The 20,796-nt window shown below is 64.8% G+C and carries 18 protein-coding genes; 9 read left to right on the top strand and 9 right to left on the bottom strand.

Translation table 11 applies throughout. The features are described 5' to 3' along the window. Positions 1-50 precede the first annotated feature (50 nt). From lhpI (AUL30_RS06065) to AUL30_RS06050, 4 genes are read left to right on the top strand one after another with little or no spacing between them, the layout of a single operon-like run. The gene (lhpI, locus tag AUL30_RS06065; RefSeq protein ID WP_062226970.1) at positions 51-1,019 is read left to right on the top strand and encodes a bifunctional Delta(1)-pyrroline-2-carboxylate/Delta(1)-piperideine-2-carboxylate reductase; all 969 of its coding nucleotides are present in this window, start codon (positions 51-53) and stop codon (positions 1,017-1,019) included. Positions 1,020-1,067: 48 nt separating this feature from the next. After that, positions 1,068-2,780, top strand: coding sequence for a cis-3-hydroxy-L-proline dehydratase (gene lhpI, locus AUL30_RS06060; protein ID WP_062226969.1), 1,713 nt, complete (start codon positions 1,068-1,070; stop codon positions 2,778-2,780). Then, entirely contained in the window at positions 2,773-3,801 is a 1,029-nt protein-coding gene (locus tag AUL30_RS06055) for a trans-3-hydroxy-L-proline dehydratase (RefSeq protein WP_062226968.1), read from the top strand. Before lhpI (AUL30_RS06060) ends, AUL30_RS06055 begins: the two co-directional genes overlap by 8 nt. A 52-nt stretch (positions 3,802-3,853) precedes the next feature. Beyond that, positions 3,854-4,489: a helix-turn-helix domain-containing protein gene (locus AUL30_RS06050; RefSeq protein ID WP_306302730.1), complete on the top strand. Its 636-nt coding sequence runs from the start codon at positions 3,854-3,856 to the stop codon at positions 4,487-4,489. Positions 4,490-4,510: 21 nt separating this feature from the next. Here the strand turns inward: AUL30_RS06050 and AUL30_RS06045 are convergent, their stop codons facing one another. The 3 genes from AUL30_RS06045 to AUL30_RS06035 all read right to left on the bottom strand — a co-directional run bounded on the left by AUL30_RS06045 (position 4,511) and on the right by AUL30_RS06035 (position 10,625). Next, a complete protein-coding gene (locus tag AUL30_RS06045; RefSeq protein WP_062226966.1) occupies positions 4,511-5,569 on the bottom strand; it encodes an Ldh family oxidoreductase in 1,059 nt (352 codons plus the stop codon). A gap of 86 nt (positions 5,570-5,655) precedes the next feature. Then, positions 5,656-7,110: a short-chain fatty acid transporter gene (locus AUL30_RS06040; RefSeq protein ID WP_062226965.1), complete on the bottom strand. Its 1,455-nt coding sequence runs from the start codon at positions 7,108-7,110 to the stop codon at positions 5,656-5,658. Between the two features lie 68 nt (positions 7,111-7,178). Next, positions 7,179-10,625, bottom strand: coding sequence for a molybdopterin-dependent oxidoreductase (locus AUL30_RS06035; protein ID WP_062226964.1), 3,447 nt, complete (start codon positions 10,623-10,625; stop codon positions 7,179-7,181). A 120-nt stretch (positions 10,626-10,745) separates the two neighbouring features. Between AUL30_RS06035 and AUL30_RS06030 the strand changes: the two genes are divergently transcribed. The 4 genes from AUL30_RS06030 to AUL30_RS06015 all read left to right on the top strand — a co-directional run bounded on the left by AUL30_RS06030 (position 10,746) and on the right by AUL30_RS06015 (position 14,762). Next, positions 10,746-11,405 (top strand): GntR family transcriptional regulator, encoded by a 660-nt coding sequence (locus AUL30_RS06030; protein WP_083507704.1) that lies wholly within the window; start codon positions 10,746-10,748, stop codon positions 11,403-11,405. Positions 11,406-11,632: 227 nt separating this feature from the next. Further along, the gene (locus AUL30_RS19230; RefSeq protein WP_244490722.1) at positions 11,633-12,898 is read left to right on the top strand and encodes a PAN domain-containing protein; all 1,266 of its coding nucleotides are present in this window, start codon (positions 11,633-11,635) and stop codon (positions 12,896-12,898) included. Between the two features lie 426 nt (positions 12,899-13,324). Further along, positions 13,325-14,302 (top strand): hypothetical protein, encoded by a 978-nt coding sequence (locus tag AUL30_RS06020; protein ID WP_062226962.1) that lies wholly within the window; start codon positions 13,325-13,327, stop codon positions 14,300-14,302. A gap of 187 nt (positions 14,303-14,489) precedes the next feature. Further along, the gene (locus AUL30_RS06015) at positions 14,490-14,762 is read left to right on the top strand and encodes a helix-turn-helix domain-containing protein (protein ID WP_062226961.1); all 273 of its coding nucleotides are present in this window, start codon (positions 14,490-14,492) and stop codon (positions 14,760-14,762) included. A 302-nt stretch (positions 14,763-15,064) separates the two neighbouring features. Here AUL30_RS06015 and AUL30_RS06005 read toward each other — a convergent pair whose 3' ends face one another. The 5 genes from AUL30_RS06005 to AUL30_RS05990 are packed head-to-tail and all read right to left on the bottom strand — an operon-like array spanning position 15,065 to position 19,360. Further along, positions 15,065-16,600 carry a gamma-glutamyltransferase family protein gene (locus AUL30_RS06005; protein WP_062226959.1) on the bottom strand — a complete coding sequence of 512 codons (1,536 nt, stop codon included), beginning with the start codon at positions 16,598-16,600 and terminating at the stop codon, positions 15,065-15,067. Between the two features lie 56 nt (positions 16,601-16,656). Beyond that, positions 16,657-16,809, bottom strand: coding sequence for a hypothetical protein (locus AUL30_RS20270; protein WP_407638265.1), 153 nt, complete (start codon positions 16,807-16,809; stop codon positions 16,657-16,659). 39 nt (positions 16,810-16,848) lie between these two features. Continuing rightward, positions 16,849-17,679, bottom strand: a complete 831-nt coding sequence (locus AUL30_RS06000) for an ABC transporter substrate-binding protein (RefSeq protein ID WP_407638264.1) — start codon at positions 17,677-17,679, stop codon at positions 16,849-16,851. Between the two features lie 5 nt (positions 17,680-17,684). Continuing rightward, positions 17,685-18,500, bottom strand: a complete 816-nt coding sequence (locus tag AUL30_RS05995) for an ABC transporter permease (protein WP_062226958.1) — start codon at positions 18,498-18,500, stop codon at positions 17,685-17,687. Then, entirely contained in the window at positions 18,497-19,360 is an 864-nt protein-coding gene (locus tag AUL30_RS05990) for an ABC transporter ATP-binding protein (RefSeq protein WP_062226957.1), read from the bottom strand. Before AUL30_RS05990 ends, AUL30_RS05995 begins: the two co-directional genes overlap by 4 nt. A 242-nt stretch (positions 19,361-19,602) precedes the next feature. Here AUL30_RS05990 and AUL30_RS05985 point away from each other — a divergent pair, with 242 nt between their 5' ends. Beyond that, positions 19,603-20,352: a GntR family transcriptional regulator gene (locus AUL30_RS05985; protein ID WP_062227055.1), complete on the top strand. Its 750-nt coding sequence runs from the start codon at positions 19,603-19,605 to the stop codon at positions 20,350-20,352. A 6-nt stretch (positions 20,353-20,358) separates the two neighbouring features. Here AUL30_RS05985 and AUL30_RS05980 read toward each other — a convergent pair whose 3' ends face one another. Further along, a complete protein-coding gene (locus tag AUL30_RS05980) occupies positions 20,359-20,775 on the bottom strand; it encodes a nuclear transport factor 2-like protein (protein ID WP_062226956.1) in 417 nt (138 codons plus the stop codon). Positions 20,776-20,796 lie beyond the last annotated feature (21 nt).

The raw sequence follows: 20,796 nt of genomic DNA, 5'->3' as shown, positions 1-20,796 counted from the left end.
AGGAAACATGTTTCCTATAATGCACTCAGCGTAAGGCAGGCCTGGCCATCATGAAGATACTCGACGCAGAGATGACCCGGGCGCTGTTGCCGTTTGACGGTTTGATCGACGCTTTGAACCAGGGCTTTCGCACGGGATGCGTTTCCCCCATTCGACACCATCATACGATCGACAGGAACAATGAACCGGATGCAACGCTCCTCCTGATGCCCGCATGGTCCCACAGCCGGGACGATCCGAGTTATCTGGGTGTGAAAATCGTCATGGTCGTGCCCGGAAACACCGCGCGCGGATTACCGGGCCTGACATCCACTTACATCCTGTACGATGGCGTATCGGGCGCGCAACTGGCCTTGCTGGACGGGAACGTCATCACCGCCAGAAGAACCGTTGCGACATCCGCCCTCGCTGCAAGATACCTGTCCCGCGAGGATTCTAAAACGCTTCTTGTCATCGGGTCGGGCCGGGTGGCGAGCCTGCTTCCCCAAGCCTATCGCGCGGTCCGCCCCATCGAGCGCGTTCTGGTCTGGGATATCGACGCGGCGCGGGCAGATCGGTTTGTCGAGACTCTGCGAAGCAGTGGCATGAAGGCGGAGGTCGTGTCCGACCTGGAAACGGCCGTATCGACGGCGGATATCGTGACGGCCGCGACGCTGGCAACGGAACCGCTCGTGAAAGGCGCCTGGGTTCGTCCCGGCACGCATATCGACCTGATCGGCGGCTTTACGCCGCGCATGCGGGAAGCTGATGATGATGCGGTCGTCATGTCGAGCGTCTTCATCGATACGCTCGAAGCTCTGATAGAGTCCGGCGATCTGACGCAGCCGCTCGCAGCCGGGATCATCGGCCGATCGCACGTTCGCGCCACGTTGGCCGATCTGGCCGCGGGCAAAAACCCCGGCAGGACGAACCGCGAGGAGATTACCTATTTCAAGGCCGTCGGGTCGGCGCTCGCCGACATCGTGGCCGCCAGAATGGTCTACGAGGCTGCATCGGGCGCAGGCGTCAGCGCCCGATGACCCCCCTTCAGTTCACCACACTCACATGCTGAAGATGAGCCACGCCGCGTGACTGTCGCCCTGTCTGCCTTACCAGTGATCAGCGGCTCGGCCCAGGGGCCGGTCCTGGCCCTGGCTGAGCCGATCAGCTTCTGGGGCGGCATCGATCCCCGATCGGGGCGCATCATCGACGTGCATCATCCACAGCACGGAGCGTCGGTGGCGGGCAAGGTCCTGATGATGCGCACGAGCCGAGGCTCATGCTCCGGCTCCGGGGTTCTCGTGGAACTGGCGCTGGCTGGACACGCACCCGCCGCGCTCCTGATTTTGGAACCGGAGGATGTCGCAACCCTCGGCGCCTTGGTCGCGGCGCGGATGTTCGGGCGGACCATTCCGGTCCTTCGCCTGTCTCCTGCTGCCTATCACAGCCTGTCCCGCGCCGGGACGGTCCGGATCGACGATGGAGTTGTCCAGGGGGGTGGTCTGGCGATCGCCGTGGCTGAGGCATCCCAGACCGTGGTGGAGCTTTCTCCCACGGATGAGAGGATGCTGGCTGGGGAGATGGGGGACGGCGCGGCGCTGGCCATGCGGATCCTGGTCGAGATGGCGCGCCAGCAGGGTGCTGCCCGGCTGACAGACGTGTCGCGCGCCCATATCGACGGCTGTATCTATGCCGGTCCGGCCAACCTTCTGTTCGCCGAAACCATGGAAGGCATGGGCGCCAGGACGCGGGTGCCCACAACGATGAACGCCATTTCCGTGGACCGGGTCAACTGGGAGCGCCAGGGCGTACCGGCGACGTTCGGCGACCCGGCGTCGCGGTTGGCCGATGCCTATGTGCGCATGGGGTGCGCGCCCACTTTCACCTGCGCGCCCTATCATCTCGACAATGCGCCGAGCGAGGGCGAGGCAATCGGCTGGTCGGAATCCAACGCCGTGATATTCGCCAACAGCGTTCTGGGAGCCCGGACCGCCAAGCATGCGGACTTCCTGGACCTGTGCATCGCCGTCACCGGCCGGGCGCCCCTGTGTGGCCCTTTCCTGGATTGCGGGCGGCGGGCCAGTCTCGTGGTCGATGTCGAGCTTGCCGACCAGGCCGGGGCCGCGGTATGGCCGCTCCTCGGCCACCTCGCCGGCACGATTGCCGGGGACCGTATCCCCCTGCTGCGTGGGCTTGCAAAGGCGCGCCCGACCCGGGATGACCTGAAGGCGATGTGCGCGGCCTTCGGCACGACCTCATCGGCCCCCATGCTGCATGTGGAGGGGATCACGCCAGAAGCGGCAGGCTGCGCTCTACCGGACGCGCCGGTATCGACCGTCACCCGCGCCGACCTTGCCCGGGCATGGAAGGAGCTGAACGACGGCCCCTCCGCCGTCGAGCTGGTCGCGGTCGGCAGCCCGCACGCATCCCTCGATGAATGCCGCGCCCTGGCCGAGGCGATGGCGGGGCGGTCCCGCCTTGCGCATATGGCGGCGATCGTCACGGCCGGGCGGCACGTGGCAGCCGCGGCCGCTGCGGACGGCACGCGTGCCCGCCTGGCCGCAGCCGGGATCGATCTGATCACGGATCTCTGCTGGTGCTCCATCACGCGCCCGGTGTTCCCGGTCGGTGCAAAGACAGTGCTGACCACGTCGGGCAAATACGCCCATTACGGGCCCGGCCTGTCCGGCTGCACGGTGCGCCTGGGCACGCTCGACGATTGCGTCGAGGCGCTGACGACAGGGCATGCGCCGCCGCGCCTGCCGCCCTGGCTGAAACCCATCGGAGACGGCAATGCGTAGCTCGAAGACGATTCATGTGATCTCGGCGCATGCCGAAGGAGAGGTCGGCGACGTCATCGTCGGCGGCGTTGCGCCGCCGCCCGGCGACACGGTCTGGGAGCAGAGCCGTTGGATCGCGCGCGATGGCACCTTGCGCAATTTCATGCTGAACGAGCCGCGCGGCGGCGTCTTCCGGCACGTCAATCTTCTGGTGCCGCCGCGCCACCCCTCGGCCCAGGCCGCATTCATCATCATGGAGCCCGAAGATACGCCTCCCATGTCGGGTTCGAACTCGATCTGCGTTTCCACCGTGCTTCTCGACGCCGGTATCCTGCCGATGCGCGAACCGATCACCGAGATGATACTGGAGGCACCCGGCGGCCTGGTGAAGGTGCGCGCCGAGTGCCGTGCGGGCAAGGCGGAGCGCATCTTCGTTGAGAACCTGCCGAGCTTCGCCGACAGGCTCGGCGTTCCGCTCGAGGTGGAAGGGCTCGGCACGATCACCGTGGACACGGCCTATGGCGGCGACAGCTTCGTGATCGTCGACGCCGCAGCGCTCGGCTTCGCCCTCGTGCCGGACGAGGCGCACGAGATCGCGCGCCTGGGCGTGCGCGTCACCAATGCGGCAGATGCGGCCCTTGGCTTCCGACACCCCGGTGACGCGGACTGGACGCATTTCTCGTTCTGCCTCTTTGCCGGACCCGTCGAGCGGAGGGGCGCGGGCCTCACCGCGCGCTCGGCCGTCGCGATCCGTCCCGGCAAGGTGGACCGCTCACCGACCGGCACCGCCCTGTCGGCACGCATGGCTGTGCTTCATGCTCGCGGCGAGATGACACTCGGCGACACGCTCACCTGCCAGTCGCTCATCGGCTCCACCTTCTCCGGCCGCATTCTTGGCTTGACGCAGGTCGGCGACCGGCCTGCCATTCAGCCGGAAATCTCGGGGCGGGGTTGGATTACCGGCATTCACCAGCATATGCTCGATCCGAGCGACCCTTGGCCCGGCGGATATCGGCTGACGGACACCTGGGGCGCTCGATAACGGGCTCCCCCCGCTTTAATGCCACCAGAGGCGCGGCCATTGGCCGACGCCCTTGCGCCAGGACGGACGACGAAGATTGACAGTCACCAGGGAGCGGGCAAACGAATTCGACCTCGGGTCACGCGTTCGGTCCCTGCGCATGTCACGATCCCTGACACTGCGGGATCTGGCATCGCAGGCCGGCGTGTCGGCGAGCGCCTTATCCAAGATCGAGAACAACCGCCTGTCCCCCACCTACGAGACGATCGTCCGGATTTCCGAGGGGTTGGGCGTCAACATCGACGCGCTCTTTTCCCAGACGGACATTGAGGGAGAAAAGGGGAGACGTTCGATCACCCGCAAGGGCGAAGGCCAGATTTTCGAGAACGCGGCCTATCGCTATGAAATGCTGTGTACCGACCTGGTGGCCAAGGCGATGATACCGCTGAAGGCGCGCGTCAAGGCCAACGAGACCTGGGAGGTCAAGAATTTCGTCCGGCATCCGGGGGAAGAGGTGCTGCTCGTGCTCAGCGGTGAAATCGAGCTTCACACCGAACTTTACGCACCGGTCGTCCTGCGCGCCGGCGATTGCACCTACCTCGACAGTTCGATGGGGCATCTGTGCGTGTTGCACGGCAAGAGCGACGCCGAGATCTTCTGGGTATGCTCCAGCCAACGCGTCGTGGATCTGGTTCGCCGGGCCGGCTGAGCCCTATCCATCTGCACCGTTTCAAACGTCCAAGCAGGATCGCATCGCCTGCACATGTTCGGCGGCGATCCGCAGGCCGTCCCGCGCCGCCCGGTCGCGGGCGGCCAGTCTTCGCTCCCCCGGAAGCCGATCCACGCCCGCATCCTCCATGCATTCGAACAGCGCCTCGATCCGTGACACGAAGTCCGCTTCAGGACCGCGCCCTGCCTGAGGGTTCAGGAGGATCAGCGTCTGGCCGGTCTTGGGGATCTCCGCTCCCGGAAAACCGGTAAAATCGACTTCGTGGGAGAATTGCCCGCCCACGAACGCGGCGCACAGAATCTCCACCATGAGAGAGATGGACGCCCCCTTGTGCCGTCCAAACGGAACGAGGGCGCCACTGTCCAGAATTGCGCGCGGGTCCACTGTCGCAGCACCCTGCCGGTCGATCCCGGCCGGTTCATCGAGTGTACGCCCCTCGCGGGCCGCAAGCTGGACGTCGCCGTTCGACATGGTCGAGGTGGCGAGATCGAAGACGAAAGGCGCGCGCCCACGGCGCGGCGCGGCGAAGGCGATGGGGTTGGTGCCGAAGATCGGCGTCGTTGCTCCGAAGGGAGCGACCTGCCGCATCGAGTTGACGACGCTGAGCGCGATCAACCCCTGTTCGGCGAAGGGCTCGACATCGAGCGCGAGAGCCCCGAAATGATGCGAGTTGCGCAGTGCGAGCACCGCCACCCCTGCCCGCGCCTGTTCGAGAAGCAGCGGTGTGGCGGCGTCCAGGGCAACCTGCGAGAAGCCGTTGCAGGCATCCGCACGAACAAGAGCCGGCCCGGCCGCCTCCACGACGGGAACGGCCCGCCCGTCGACCCAACCGCTGCGCAGCGTGCGCACATATCCTGCAATCCGGAAGAGGCCATGGCTGAACGTCCCGTCCCGTTCCGCCGCGACGCAGTTGCGCGAAAGGATCGCCGCAACGTCCGCAGAGCATCCGTTCGACGAAAGAATAGCTTCCGCCAGTTCGACGGCCTCTGCAACGCTGAGCGGTTCGCGATCGGCCTTGGCCAGTAGGTCCGGGATGGTGCTGTCCGGCAGATGGTTCATTGCGTTCCTGACGGCTGATCATGGTTGCTGTTGACGGCGTGTGGACGGCGGCCCGGCAAGGCCGCCGTCCACGATGTGTCGATCGCTCAAGGAAAGACCGGCGGTATGTAGGTCAACGTTTCGGAGAACGCCCAGAGCAGGAACAGAACCACCGGCGTATGTATCACCAGCTGCAGCGCCGTGAAGCCGACGATCGCACGTGCCTTGATGCCCAGAATTCCCAGCAAGGGAAGCATCCAGAACGGGTTAATGAGGTTGGGCAAGGCCTCGGCTGCGTTGTAGACCTGCACGGCCCAGCCGAGATGCACCTGGAGATCGTTGGCCGCCTGCATCACATACGGCGCCTCGAGCAGCCACTTGCCGCCGCCGGACGGGATGAAGAAGCCCAGAACCGCCGAATACACGCCCATCACCACCGGGAACGTGTCGGAATTGGTGAAGCTGACGAAGAGGTGGGCCAAACTGTCCGACAGCGACGCGCCGCCGACGGCGGCCGCGGTCATCAGGGCGGCGATGGAGCCGTAGAGCGGAAACTGGATGATGATTCCGGTGATCGTCGGCACGGCCTTGGCCGCGGCGTTGAGAAAGCTGCGGGGCGTCCAGTGCAGCAGCATTCCAACGATGATCAGCAGGAAGTTGTAGGTATTGAGCTTCGAGATCGCGAGGAGCGGGTTTTGCGATGAGAACTCGAGGAAGAGCCAGCCGAGACCCAGGGCGCAGATCAACAGCGTGATGACGGGGCTGTATTCCAGCCACTCCCCCGGCTGCTCGCGCTTCGGCAGCGCTTCCACGACTGTGCGCACATCGACCCCGAGATCCTGCGCCGTCTTGGCCGCCGCTTCGGAGGGCGCCGAGTAGTAGGCGATGATGGTCGACATCACGATCAGGACGAGCGTCAGCGCGATCGACTGCCACAGGAAAATGGTCTGGGTGAACGGGATGACACCCGTGATCTCCAGGAGGGCGGGCGGCATGCTGGCCGGATTGGCCTGGAGCTGCGCGGCCGAGGAGCTGAGACCCATGGCCCAGGTCGCACCCATGCAGAGATAGGCGGCGGCGCCGGCGGCGCGATAGTCCATCCGAATGTCCGAGCGCTGCGCGATGGCCCTGGCGAGAAGCCCGGCAAAGATGAGGCTGATCGCCCAGTTGAAGAGCGACAGGATCATCGAGATGAGCGCAATATAGGCCACCGCCCCGCGGCCCGTGCGCGGAATGCGGGCAATCCGGGCGATCAGGCGGGAGGCCGGGGGCGAACTGGCGATGATGTAACCGCCGATGGCCACCACCGCCTGTTGCAGGGTGAAGGTGATGAGCGTCCAATAACCGTCGCCGAAAGCCTTGACGGCACTTCGGACCGGAAGGCCGTGGGCGACCGCCGCGACCGCAACCACGATCACGGCAATGGCGGCGAACACGAATGCGTCCGGAAACCATTTCTCCGCCCAGGCGGCGAAGCGAAGCCCGAGCCGCGCAAGCACCCCGTCGCTCATCTCAGGCGGGTGAGCCGCATCCTTTCCCAGTGTGGTGCCTTGTGTGGACATTGTACTTCCCCTCTTCTCCTTAAGACATCGCATCGATGATCGTGTGACGTTTGAAATCGGGCCGACCTTCAGGCCTCGATGACGAGATTTTCGGTCGGAACTGCCTGGCACGTCAGGCAGTCCTTCGGGTCTTCCGGTTCATGTCCGTGCAGATGACGGACCCGCCCCGAGGCGATCCGAACCACGCAGCTCTCGCACTGGCCGACCCGGCAGCCGCTCGGCAGCGTCATCCCGAGCGACTCCGCGAAGGAAAGCAGCGTTCCGTCCTTGGGAGACCACGTCGCCGCCGCGTCCGACGAGTTGGCGAAACGCACCGAGAAGGTCCTCCCATCGTCCTTCGGAAGGGGGGACGGAGAGCGGAACACCTCGCGGAAAATGTCGAACTTCGGCGTACCGCGACGGGTCAGTCCGTCCGCGAACGCGTCCATCATTGCCGGCGGCCCGCACATGTAGAAGCGCGGGCGCCGTTCCAGGAGCTCGTCCGACACGACGTCTGCGCTGACGCGCGTTCCGCTGTCGTAATCGACGCCGAGCCTGTCCGATTGGAGGGGGGCATCGTAATGGTTTTGAACCCGCAGGCCGGGCAGGCGCGCCTGATGGTGCTCTATGGCGGTCCGGAAGGCGTGTGTTCTGCTGTTGAGATTGGCGTAGAACAGCCATATCTCGTTGAGACACCCGTCCTGCAGGCTTTCCAGAAGACTGATGAAGGGTGTGATGCCGATTCCCCCTGCCAGGAGAACGATGGGTTGGCGGTGGTCTCTGGGGATCACGAAGCTGCCGCGCGGGGCACTGACATCGACCATATCGCCGACCCGCCACCGCATGTTCACATGGCTCGATACCAGCCCCTCGAACGTGGCCCCGTCCGCTCCGACCCCCTTCTGGTGACGCACGGCGATCTCATAGCCGGTGCGCCGCCGCATCGCGGCAGGGCCCGTCAGCGAGTAGGCGCGGGATACGGGGCCGTCGGGGAATGGAAGGCTGAGCTGGATATGCTGCCCGGGGCGGTAGTCCGGCAGGTAGGAGCCATCTATCGTCTCGAGTTCGACAGCGGTTACCCCCTCTGCTTCCCTGCGCAGCCGGGCAATGCGAAGCCTCCGATGGCCGGGCCAGCCTCTTTGCCGCTCTTCGGTTCGCGGATCGAGGGCGATGTCACACCGGAGTGCGCGCTGAAGGACCGATCCGCTCACCGGGTCTTGGTCGATCGTCGTGACGAGCCGGTTGAAGTTGCTCGTCCAGGGACCGACGGCGTCGAGTTCCGGACGGTCGAGTTCTTCGCATGCCTGCCACCAGCCGAACTCGGCAACGACGACGTCGTCCCGCAGGCGCGGCGTTATGCGCGCGACGAAGCGGGCACTGCCCGAACGGGTCGAAAGCTGGACCCAGTCGCCATCCCGAATGCCCTTCGCCGTCGCAAGGCCCGGGCCGATCTCGGCGATGGGATCCGGGGCCTTCCTGCGCAGCGAAACCAGCGAGCGATGCTGGCTGTGGCAATAGAAGCCGTTCTTGGCGGAACTCAGCGTCAGCGGAAAGTCGCGCGGTCCCTCCGCCCTGTGCTCCGTTATCGGGATGAAGGTCGGAACTGCGGGCTGCCCATGGCGGTGGAGCAGTTCCGAGTAGAGTTCGATCCGCCGCGTCTGCGTGTCGAAGCCCCGAAGCCGGCCCGAACCGTCGTGATGATCGAGGGCGTATTTCCGTTCGCGGCAGTCGATCTCGCACGCGATGCCCGCCGGCTCGTCGCGCAGGCGGGCCACCGTAAGCCCTGCCGGCTCGAGGATATGGTTCCAACCCGCCTCGAGGCTGCCCCCGAAAAAGACATCCCCCAGCCCGATCCGGCAGGCGAGATCGAACACGATGTCATTGTCGGATCGCGCTTCCCCGCGGGGCGATACGAAGCGTTGCCGCAGTTGGACGAGCGACGCTGCCGCGTCATTGATCTCGAACCCGACGCGCAGCCCTTCCCGTTCCCATGGCGTGTTGATGGGAAGGAAGATGTCGGCGTGGCTGGCCGAGGGCGTGAGGAATAGATCGCAATGGACGTGGAACTCCAAAGCGCACAGGGCCTCACGACCCTTCTCGGGGTCTCCCTGGCTGACGAGAGGGTTTGTTCCGAAGGCGAAGAGCGCCCGGATCTTGTATGGCTCGCCTTCCGTGATCGCGCGGTACAGATCATGTGCCGTCACCCAGCCGTTCGCAGCCGGACCGATAGGGCGCTCGGCATATCCGAGCGCCCTGCCGCGGATTTCGGGCAGGCGATCGAGCGCATTGACGGCGCGAACCGGCGGGCCACGGCGAACGCGGTTCGCTCCGACCCGGTCGAAGCTTCCCGTAAGCGCGTAGAGTGCCGCGATGGAACGCTCGGTCTGTGTGGCGTTCGTATGCTGACCGACCCCCGTCCAGCTGTGATAGGCGATCCGCCGATCCGCCGTCAGAAGGCGGCCCGCCGCCTGCAAGGCTTGCGGATCGACGCCGGTGATCCGGCAGGCGTGAGCGATGGTGTAAGGGTCGGCCGCCTCTTTCAGATGCGAGAAAGCCGGCGTGCAAAGGACCGTTCCGGCATCCTTTGCTGCGCCGCTCCGAAGCGGAAGCTCGATCGCGCCCTCCAGCGCCCAGCTCGATGAGCGCAGTGTGTTGTCATGGGCGTCCGGGTCGTATGGCTCGGCGGCTCCCGTCGCCCTGTTCCAGACGACGTAGTCCTTCCCATCCGTTTGATCCGCGAAGACATCCTCGCTTCGAAGGAACTGACCGTTATCCTGTCGCACGAGCAAAGGAGCGTTCGTCCACGCCCGCGTGAAGGCTTCGTCCCATGCGCCGATCTCGATGATCTGCCGGATGAGCGCGAGCGCGAGCGCACCATCCGTGCCGGGCTGAACCTGCAGCCAGACGTCCGCCTCCTTCGCCAGGGCCGTCGGTCGCGGGTCGACGACGATGAGCTTGGCGCCCCTGCGCCGTCCCCTCGCAATGGCATCGGCTTGCGCCAGCCAGGTATTTGTCGGGTTATGCCCCCACAGAACGATGACGTCGGCACTCTCGTAATCGGCCGGAGGGATCCCGCAGCCGAAGGTGAATGCGTGGGCGAAATCCTTGTGCCAGTTGCATATTTCCGTCGCGTAGCAGGTGTTGGGGCTGCCGTAATGACGGATGAACCGCTCGATCCAGTCGATGCTGTCCGAGAGCGGCGTACCGCTCGGCGTCGTCACCGCGAAAGCAACGGACTCCGCGCCCGTCTCTTCTCGAAACGTCACCAGCCGATCGGCGATTTCCGAAAGTGCCTCCTCCCACGAAATGCGCTCCCAGAGCGGATCGGCCGCTCCCTTTGGCGCGGTCCGTCGCAGCGGATGGAACTGACGATGCGGGCTGTCGACGAGTTCGGGAGCAGCCCGCCCTTTGGCGCACATCGCCTTTCCGGTGGGATGGTCCGGGTTGGGGCGAACGCTGACCAAACAATCGCCGACGACCTCGTTCAACGTGCCGCATCTGGATCGACATAGGGTGCAAAAGCCGGGCTTTAGCATGAATGCCCGTCCTTTCGACGAGTAGCGCTTTACTGTAATGCGCTACACAATCGGTGAGGATTTTAGCGGTGTCAAGTGCTGGGTTGTCGTCTATAAGAGCATGCTCAAAATGAGGGCAGCATGACTGAAAATTTGCGCGAAAGGGTTGTGCGGTGGCTGCGTGCGGAGATCATTTCCGGGCAGATGCCTGCAAAATCCATGATCTCCGTGCCCGGCCAGGCAACAAGCTTGAACATCTCCACCACGCCCGTTCGCGAAGCACTTCTGGAACTATCGCGTGCCGGCCTGCTTCGGCCACACCGCAATCGCGGCTTCGAGGTCCTGGAGCCCTCTCCGGACGAAATCTCGCAGATCTTCGAAATGCGCGTCTTGCTTGAGGTCGAATCGGCAGGGCTCGCCATGGATCGCGGCCCGATCGACACGGTCAAACTGCGTGAACTTGCCGGTATGATCGAAGTATCGGCCAAGTCGAACGACTACCGAACCTACATCGAAGCCGACAGGGAATTTCACCGCCAGATTGCGATCGGTTCGAACAATTTCATGCTTCTGAATTATATTACGGATTTGAAGGACCGGATGAGGTTGTATGGACTGACGAGTCCGGAAGGCCAACGGCAACAAATCCTGTCCATCAGCGAGCATTACGAGATCGTCGATTTGATAGAATCTGGGCGGCCGGAAGAACTAAAGGAGCTTCTGGCCAGGCACATCAAGGTCTGGAAGCCGATTTACATAGCCCATATCCGAACGGCACATCGAGAAGCTGTCAACTTCTGATATAAATCATTTTCAATATCTCTTGGCCTGATCGAAAGATCCGGCATCGGATCGTGAAAGAGCGGCTGGGTAAACTGGCCCGCCGCACCGATGATTGAGGAGATGTCGCGCCCCACAGCGGCCTCCCCGCCGGCACGATCGGCGACGTACCCCATTCGGATAAGCCGCTTGTCGTCGGCACGCCATCTGTGGCTTGCTGTCACCATCGCAAGCTCGGGGCAAGTTTCGTGCGTCGGTTCCTCTCCAACATTCTTCTGGCGGCCGTCCTGTCCGTCCTCTCTCTATCAGCCGTCCCGGCCTGGGCCGAAACGCGCAGCTTCGGCCCCTTTTCCGTCGATACGGAGCGGATGGAGGTGATCCGCCTCGATGGCGATATCGGCGTGGCGGATGCATTGAACTTCCGGCGCGCGCTCAATTTCGCCCCGAAGGCCGAACTGGTCGTTCTGAACAGCGGCGGCGGGATCGTCTCGTCGGGCCTTCTCATCGCGGACGATGTCTTCACGCGGCGCCTGTCGACGCTCATCCCCGATGGGTCGCGCTGCTACTCGGCCTGTTCCTTCATCTTTCTTGCCGGCGTGGAACGCCAGGCCGACGGGGAATTGGGCGTTCACCAGGTCTGGAACGAGGCGAATGACGCGGTCAGCGCACAGCTCTCGATATCGGACGTCCTGGACGTCCTGAACCGCTTCGGCACGTCGATGGATGTCTTCACCCTGATGTTCCGCACGCCGCCGGACGACATGCATGTCTTCACGGCCTCGGAAATCGCCCGCTTCGGCATCAACCGACGGCAGGGCGATTCCATCCCACAGGCAGAGGTCACGGTCCAACCGCAGGCGCCCACCGCTCCGCCTTCCAGTCCGCTGGAGACGCCCGTCGCAACAGTCGAAGCGCAGAGCCCGGCCCTTGCGAATGAGGCGCAGACGCGCCTTTCGGCCATCGAGTCCTTCGCCCGGCGCCCGGACCGGCTGGCGCTCTATGCGGGCCTCGACTTCTTCGGCGAGGATCTTTCATCCCTGCGCGTCGCCGATGCGGCGGGCTGTGCATCCGCATGCCTGTCCCAAGCCGGCCAATGCCGGGCCTTCACCTACAACACCGACGACCGCGTGATCCGCGGCCCGAATTGCTTCCTCAAGGCAAGGCGCGGTACGGCGGATGGCAATGCCGTCGCGCTGTCGGGCGAATTGCTGCGCCCGGCGGACCCGGCCCCCGCGGCGCTGTCCCTTGGCATCATCGATCCCAAAGGCGGCATTGCCGAAAATATCGACCTGCCCGGCGGCGACCTGTCACGCCGGCCCCACCCCGCCGCATCGCCCCAGGAGTGCCGCCTGGCCTGCGTCGACACCCAGGAATGCGTTGCCTTCACCTTCGTGAAGCGCAAGGGGGAATGCTGGCTGAAAGATCGGATCGGCCCGACGCGCGTCATGGAGGGCATGGTCAGCGGCGCAAAGTCGTTCGAGACCTTCACCGCGACTTTGATCGACCTGGACTGACGGGGGAACGATCGCATATCGCAACAGCCGTCGATGCGACATGCAATACATATACTGTCGGTTGCATCTCGCGCCGCATTATTTGATCTACAGTTTCAATCGCAGCATATAAACCATAAGACCATTGCCAAGCGTGGCGGATATGCGCATCCTTGCGCTATGACACTTATGAAGTTGCTCGCCATGTATCGCCTATGCGCAATATGCTCTTCGGATCGGCATTCCTATGTTGCGCGCCTGGCTGCGACGTCTTCGAGCACAACTGCAATGCTGGGCCGTTCCTCGCCATAGCGGCACATCGCTGAGCGCAGGGCCCTATGCGGTCCATCGTCGACATTCCATCAATCGACCTTGAAGGCGGTTCGATCACGCGATCGGCACGTGGCTGCAGTTGCGCCTTCGCATTCGCCCTTAGCCGGGAAGCACATGACCAAGTCAGATGAACGGGTGGAACGGACCAGGGCGGAGGCCCTCGACCATCTTGAGCGCATCGGTGCGGCCGGCGGCAACCTCTCCTATTGCATTGCCTATATCCGACACGTCACGGATCTCAGCGGTGACGGGGAACCTGTGGTGCTTCGCGAGCGGCGGGCGGCCTTTCCCAGGATGGCCGTACAGATCGCCGCGGTCTCCGCGCTGGAAGCCGCCCGCGACGGCGACATGGAACCCGATACGCGCTTGAAGGCCGAAACCTTGGCACGAACCGCCTGGGTTTGCGCCGCGGGGCACTTCGTCGATCAGCCGTCCGGAGGCGACGATTGCGAAGTGGTCGCGCATCCCGATGCGCAGGCGATGCAGATGATCCGGAAGGGCGCCGACAAGCGCAAGGCGCGCGCGGCCGAGCAGTGGGACCGTCTTGCCGGCGACAGGCCGGGCAGTCTTCGCACGCTCGCACTCTTCGGCCACGAGTCCGCCCCTGCGCCGACCCGGAAGGACTGGTGGAAAGCTTTCGCGGCCATGGTCGTGGCCGTCCTGATGGTGTCCGCCTATTTCGCGTCTCACTGGTATCTTTCCGTCAAAGTCACAGCCCCTTACGACACGCAGGAGGGTCTCATCCAGCGGCGCGCAGCGACCGAGCGCTTCCGTACCTATGACGAGTTCATGTCCTCGCACGTTCGCAATGGAGGCTTGATCAAGCTTTTCCTCGACTGGCCCATGTCGCCCACGCAGGCCGAAGTCGATGCGTTCGTGGAATATGCGACCGACATCGTCCAGATGCAGCATGCCCTCGTCGAGCAGAAGATGATCTGCGGTAAAGCCAAGATGGACGACGAGCATCTGCTGGCTCTGATCAATGCCGTCAACGATGAGATCGATCCGTCCGGTGAAGCGATGCCGCCCTTCACCCATGCCCAGTCGGTGATCTTGCAGGCACTCTCCCGTCTGTATCCGCCGCCCTGCTGAGTTCTGACGCGGTGCCCTGGCTGGTGCTGAATGTCTTGTAGACGGCCCAAACCCTACCCGGCCGAAGCAGGGTCTTACCGATCGGGATGCTTCAGGCATAATCCATGTCTTTCATCCCGATCGGTAAGCCATAGCTTGTTATGATGTTAAGCTTCCTGTACGGTAAGTTTCTGTAGGGAGATATTGCATGTTCAAGAGCGCCCGCGACTTCGGCCAGGCCATTCGACAGAAACGCAAGGCGCTCGGCTGGACGCAGACCGAACTGGCAGAGCGATCCGGCACGGGCGAGCGCTTCATCGTCGAGCTGGAGGCCGGGAAGCCGACCTGCCAACTCGAAAAGGCGCTGATCGCGGCGCGCACCGTGGGCATGGACATCGGTGATTTGAAGGCGGCCCGGTCCGCCCCGAAAGCCGTGAATGACGAGCTTGGGTTTCTGCCGACATTCGGTGATAACCGATGATTGCCATTTTACTACGATCATCTGCTCGGCATGAAGCGGGTTGAGAGTTCCGTCTCGAACGGCTTCACGCGAACGATCATGATGTCAGGCCGAAACAAGACCAATTCGCGGCCCGCCGACGACAGGCAGAAGTGCTGGTTCACGAGCGCTAAGCTGCATACCGGCGCGGCGATACCTGCTTACTGACCCGCCATGTGCCGGCGAAGGTCGCCCATTTCCGCGCATGCAGGATGGAGATCGTCGAAGGCCTTCGGAGATGGGAGGCGGAAGTCTTTCCGCCATGAGACACTGCCGAATCCGCATCACAGACCAAGGGCCGCGCCATCGCTGCGCGGATCGTGGGCGCCCCGCATCGTCCCGTCTGCCCCGATCGCGATGACCCCCGCCTGGCCTGCGAGCGGACTGAAATGCGGGATCACCGCGAGTTCGTGGCCCCGGCGTGACAATTGCGCAATGGTCGCCTCCCCCGCAGACTCCTCCAGCTTGAGGCTGTCCCGCGTGTCGGAGAAGGTTCGTCCGAGCAGAAAGCGGGGCGCGGCCAGCGCCTGCGCAGGCGACAGGCCGAAATCGAGGAGATTGGAGAGGACGAGCGACAACGTCTGCGGCTGGCCGTCGGCCCCTTGCGTACCGTAGAGGAGCGATGGACGGCCCTCTCGAAGGCCGATCCCGGGATTGAGCGTGTAGAAAGGTCGCTTGCCCGGCGCAAGGCAATTGGGATCGCCTGCCTCGGTGGAAAAGGCAGCACCCCGGTTCTGCCACAGGATGCCGGTGTCTCCCGCCACCACGCCGCTGCCCCAGTCGAAATAGAGGCTCTGCAGAACGCTGGCGCAGCGCCCCTGCGCATCGCAGGCTGCAAGAAAGACCGTATCGCCGCTCCGGAAGCGATGCGGCCAAGCCATTGCGCGCTCCGGCTCGATCGCGGCGGCGTGAGCATCGAGCCGGGCGGCGCTCAACCATTCTTCCGTGTGCTGCGCCACGACATCCGGGTCGGCGATGCCCGGCCGGTCGAGGAAGGCCCGCTTCACCGCCTCGACAAGGTGGTGCAGATGCTCCGGTCCGCCCGGAACGAGCGGCTGCAGATCGCAACGTGCCAGGATGCCCATGATCGCCAGCGTGGTGACGCCTTGGGTCGGCGGCGGCGGGGCGAGAAGCGTGGTGCCGCGATAGTCGAGCGAAACGGGCTCGGCGTGTCGCGTGCGCGCCGCCCGCAGGTCGGTGACGCGCAGCGGCGAGCCTGCCGCCGCCAGGCCGCGTGCTATGTCGGCGGCGAGTGCTCCCTCGTAAAACTCGCGCGCGCCATACCGCTGGATGCGCTGAAAGGACCTGGCCAGTTGCGGCTGGCGGAAGGGCTCGCCCGCCCGATCCGCCGCGAAGAGCGGCAGGAAGCCGGGCCAGTCTTCGGCAGACCCCGCGCGAAACTTGCGCCACCAGGCCTGCGAACCCGTCAAGGGGAAGCCATCCGCCGCCAGCCGCACCGCCGGCTCAAGAAGGTCGGACAGCATGCCCGTGCCGCCCCAGCTCTTGCGGGAAAGGTCGAGCGCCGTTTCCCAACTGTCGACGAGGCAGGCGCTGGTGAGTGCTGACAAGGGGCCGCGCGTCGGAATGCCGTCCGGATAGGCCGGCAACGCGCCGGCCGCCTGCCCGATGCCGAGCAGGCAGTCACGCCGCCCCTCCCCGTCCGCAAGGAGCCAGACGGCATCGCCCCCGAGCCCGCAGAAATGCGGATTGGTGACGGCCAGCACGGCGCCGGCCGCCACCACCGCCTCCACGGCATTCCCGCCGGCGGCAAGGACATGGCGCCCCGCCTGGCTTGCGCGCAGGTCCGGGCTCGTCACCATTCCTGTGCGCGATAGCGCCTCGCCGCCCGGTTGCATCTTGCTGGCCGCCGCCTTTGTTACTTGGTCTTGTACACGAGCGCGCGCTCGGCCAGCGGCGGCAGGAATGCACGGTTGAAGACCGCAGAGGCTTCCGGCGTCGTCGGAAGGTCGTAGCCTTCGACGACGATCCCGATACCCCGGGTCAGGCGCGCATCGTCGAGATCGCCCATGCCGAGCCTCTCATTCTCGTCCGAGACGATGAGCTTCTCCTAAGCGTAGCGCAGGCGCTGCATCTCGATATCGCGCTTGGCAAGATTGTCATAGGCGATGACCGCGTCGCCGCCGGCCTCCTGATCGAGGCCGATTTCCACCGCCGCGCGGTTGATCGCCCGCACGAGCCCCCGAACCGCATCGGGATTGTCGCGGATCATCGACTGAGAGACCATGACGCCGTTGGAGTAGAGGTCCAGCCCGTATTCCCCGAAGTTCAGCCAGTTGAAGTCCGCCTCCGGATCCTGGCGGTTCTGCAAAAGGTTGAAGTGGCTGGTGATGTTGAAGACGAGCGCGCCATCGATATCGCCGCGGATCAGCATCGGCTCCTGCAGATTCGGCGCCATGTTGTCGACGCCGACCGTTGCAAGGTCGACATCGTTGAACCGCGTGAGGACCGGCAGGAGCCGTGTCGTCGGCGTGCCCTGCGCCCCGCCGAGCGTCTTGCCCTCGAGATCGGCGGGCGTCTGGATTCCGGTCTCCTTCTTGGAGACGATGGTGAAGGGCGGCTTGCTCCACATATTGTAGACCATCACCGGCGCCTCGTCCGGGCGGGTGGCGGCATTCTGGATGATGGCGTTGATGTCTCCGAAGCCCGCATCGTAGGTCCCGGACATGATGCGCGTGACCGTGGCGCCCGAACCCTCGCCCTGGTCGATCGTGACGTTTAGCCCCTCTTCTTCGAAATAGCCCTTGTCGAGCGCCAGGAGCATGGCCGCGTCCGACCCTTGCGTCTTCCAGCCTAGAGTGAAGCGGATATCCGTGTCGGCGAGCGCCGTGCCAGAGATCAGGAGCGTGAGGGAGAGGGCAGAGAGGCCGGTCTTGCGCATGTGGATCAATCCTTCAGGTTGATGGAATGCGGGAGTGTCAGGCGATCAGGCCGTTGCCGCACGTCGGTGCGGCGGGTGGCCCAGCCTGCGACGCGGCCCTCGATGAGGGAGAACAGGACGTAGAGAAGCACGCCCAGCGTCGCGAGGATGAAGAGGCCGGCGAAGACGAGCGGCACGTCGAAGTTCGACGAAGCGCTCATCATGACATTGCCGATGCCCCGGTTCGAGGCGACGGTTTCCGCCAGCACCGTGCCGACGAAGGCGAAGGTGACGGCGATTTTCAAAGAGGCGAAGAAGAACGGCATGGTACGCGGCAGGCCGACATTCCAGAGGATGTCGAGTTTGCTCGCCCCGAGAGCCTTCAACACATCCTCGAGTTCCGGCTCGGTGGTGGCGAGGCCCGTGGCGATGTTGACGACGATGGGAAAGAAGCACATGGCAAGCGCGGTGAGCACCGCAGGCACCGTGCCGGCGCCGAACCAGAGAACGAAAATCGGCACCACCGCCACCTTGGGGATCGAGGAAAAGCCGATCAGCAACGGATAGGCGGTATCGTAGGCGGTGCGCGAAACGCCGATACAGGCCCCGATCGCAACGCCGACCGCCACGCCGAGCGCAAAGCCGATCATGGTGGTGGTGACCGTCTGCACGATATGCGGCCACAGGACGGGGAAGCGCTCGACGAGCGTCGCCAGCACCTGGCTCGGACTCGGCAGGACGAGGTCCGACACGTCGAGGAGGATGCACGACACCTCCCATGCCAGGAAGAAGCCGAGGATCAGGAGGGCGGCCGAGAGGCGGCGGCGGATCTCGTAGCTCATCGTTCCGCTCCTACGGTAAGGCCTGTGCGCGCCTCTTCGATCTGCGCGCGCAGGCGCTGGTTCAGGGCGACGAAGTCCGGCTCGAACGTCATTGGCACGGTGCGTGGACGCGCAAAGTCGACCGGACTGTCATCGACGATGCGCCCCGGCCGCGCGCTCATCACGCAGATGCGCGAGGCGAGGAAACCGGCTTCCTTCAGATCGTGCGTCACGAGAAGCACGGTCGGCTTGAGCTTCATCCAGAGGGACTGAAGGGCGCCCCACAATTCCTCGCGCGTGAACTGGTCGAGCGCGCCGAACGGCTCGTCGAGCAAAAGGAGCCGCGGCTCGTGCACGAGCGCCCGGCACAGATTGGCGCGCTGGAGCATGCCGCCCGAAAGCTGCCAGGGGTAGTGGCCGGCGAACCGCGCCAGCCCGACCTCTTCCAGGAGCGCGTGCACCCGCTCGCGGAACGCACCATTGCGCTTGGCGCGGAACTCGGAGCGGAAGGGCTGCACAATCTTCAGCGGCAGCATGACGTTGCGCTCGATGGTCAACCACGGCAGCATAGTGGGGTTCTGGAATGCCATGCCGATGCGCAGCGCCTTGGCGCCGACCTCGCGGCCGCCGACAAGCACGACGCCCTCGGACGGGGTCAGGAGCCCGCTCGCCAGCTTCAGGATGGTGGACTTGCCGCAACCCGACGGGCCCACCAGTGCGACGAATTCGCCCTTCGAGATCCGGAAATCCGTCGGGCGAAGCGCCGTCACCCGGTCAGGCCCGTTGCCGAAGGCGACGCCCGCGCGTGACAGTTCGATCGCGTTCGGTCCGCCCCCGTCGACTGCGGTGGCAGCGGGCCTCTGCAAAATCTGTTCCGACATTGAGCGTCCAATCTGCATGCTTTCCTGCATAAAAGTGCATGCAATCGACGTGCCAGACGGGGTGATGGGCCGCAGCCCACAGGCCGACGTCTTCCGAAGCGCCGAACATGGCCACGCGGTCCCTCGCCCCGTGCTCAGTGATTGTGCACAGTGCTGAAATGACACGCGCTGCGCGCCATTGCGTGATGCAGGGCGCGCGACTAATCCTTGGCCGCGGAACGGTCGACGGGGCGACGGAGCATATGGGCGCGGCTGACAGAAGCGCGGCGGACAAGTGGGCGGACGACAGGGGCAGCGACCGGACACGGGTGATCTGCCAGGCGATCCGCCGCGCGGTGATCGAGCGGGCGCTTTTGCCGGGTGACCGTCTGCCGGAAGATGCGCTGGGCGAGCGCTTCGGCGTCAGCCGGACCATCGCGCGCCATGCGCTCGGCCAACTCGCGGCGGAGGGGCTGGTGGACCTTCGCCGCAACCGCATCGCCGTGGTCGCGACACCGTCTTTCGAGGACGCGCGCGATATTTTCGACATCCGCGTGGAGCTGGAGCGGCTCGTCATGCGCCATCTGGCCGGACGCCTGACCGCCGCGCAGGTGGCCGAGTTGCGCGCCATGGTGGCCGAGGAGGATGCTGCGCGTGGCGGTGCGACGGGCAATGCGATCCGGCTCGCCACGGAGTTTCATGTCCGGCTGGCCGAGATGACCGGCAAACCGACGCTCATCCGCTATGTGTCGGAGATCAGTTACCGGGCCGGATTGTCGCTGTCGTCCTTCGGACGGCCGCATTCCTCCGAATGCGCGGTGAACGAGCACCATGCGCTGATCGACGCGCTGGTGGCGGGAGATGCCGGCAAGGCCGCGGACCTGATGGCCCATCACCTCGACGCAGTTGCCGAACGCGCACTCCTGCAGGCGCCCGGTTCGCCCGCGCGCGATCTCATGAGTATCCTTGCGCCCTACGCCGCCGCGCCAACGGGGCGCGCTGCGAAGGGCTGACGGCGGTCAGCCCTTGCGGGCCGTCTCGACGGCTGTCTGGCAGGCGGGATCGAGGATCCATTCGGCACTGTCGTTCCAGACATCCGTTTCCAGGATCAGCCCGTCCTTGACCACGAAGCGGTCGACATAGCGGTTGTTGTCGAAGGGCGTGCCGTCCGGCCATTCCCCATAGAGATAGCCGAGGCTGTAGATCACCGTTCCGTCCGTGTCGGCCGGCATCACGTCATAGCGCAGGATGCGCTTCTTGACCCACTTGTAGCGTGCGGCGTTGAAGCCGGTCGGACCGTCCGGAGCGTCATAGGCGCGCCCGCCCGTAAAGCGCACCTTGAAGCCTGGGGCGATGTAGCGAGCGGCGCGCAGGGGGTCCTGCGCCATGGTGGCATCGAGATACGCCTTCACCGCGTCGAGGTCACGATCCTGCATCCGTGTTGCTCCGACATTTTC

Source organism: Aureimonas frigidaquae (assembly GCF_001463905.1).
Taxonomy (GTDB): domain Bacteria; phylum Pseudomonadota; class Alphaproteobacteria; order Rhizobiales; family Rhizobiaceae; genus Aureimonas; species Aureimonas frigidaquae.
This window is presented reverse-complemented; position numbering and strand designations above follow the sequence as displayed.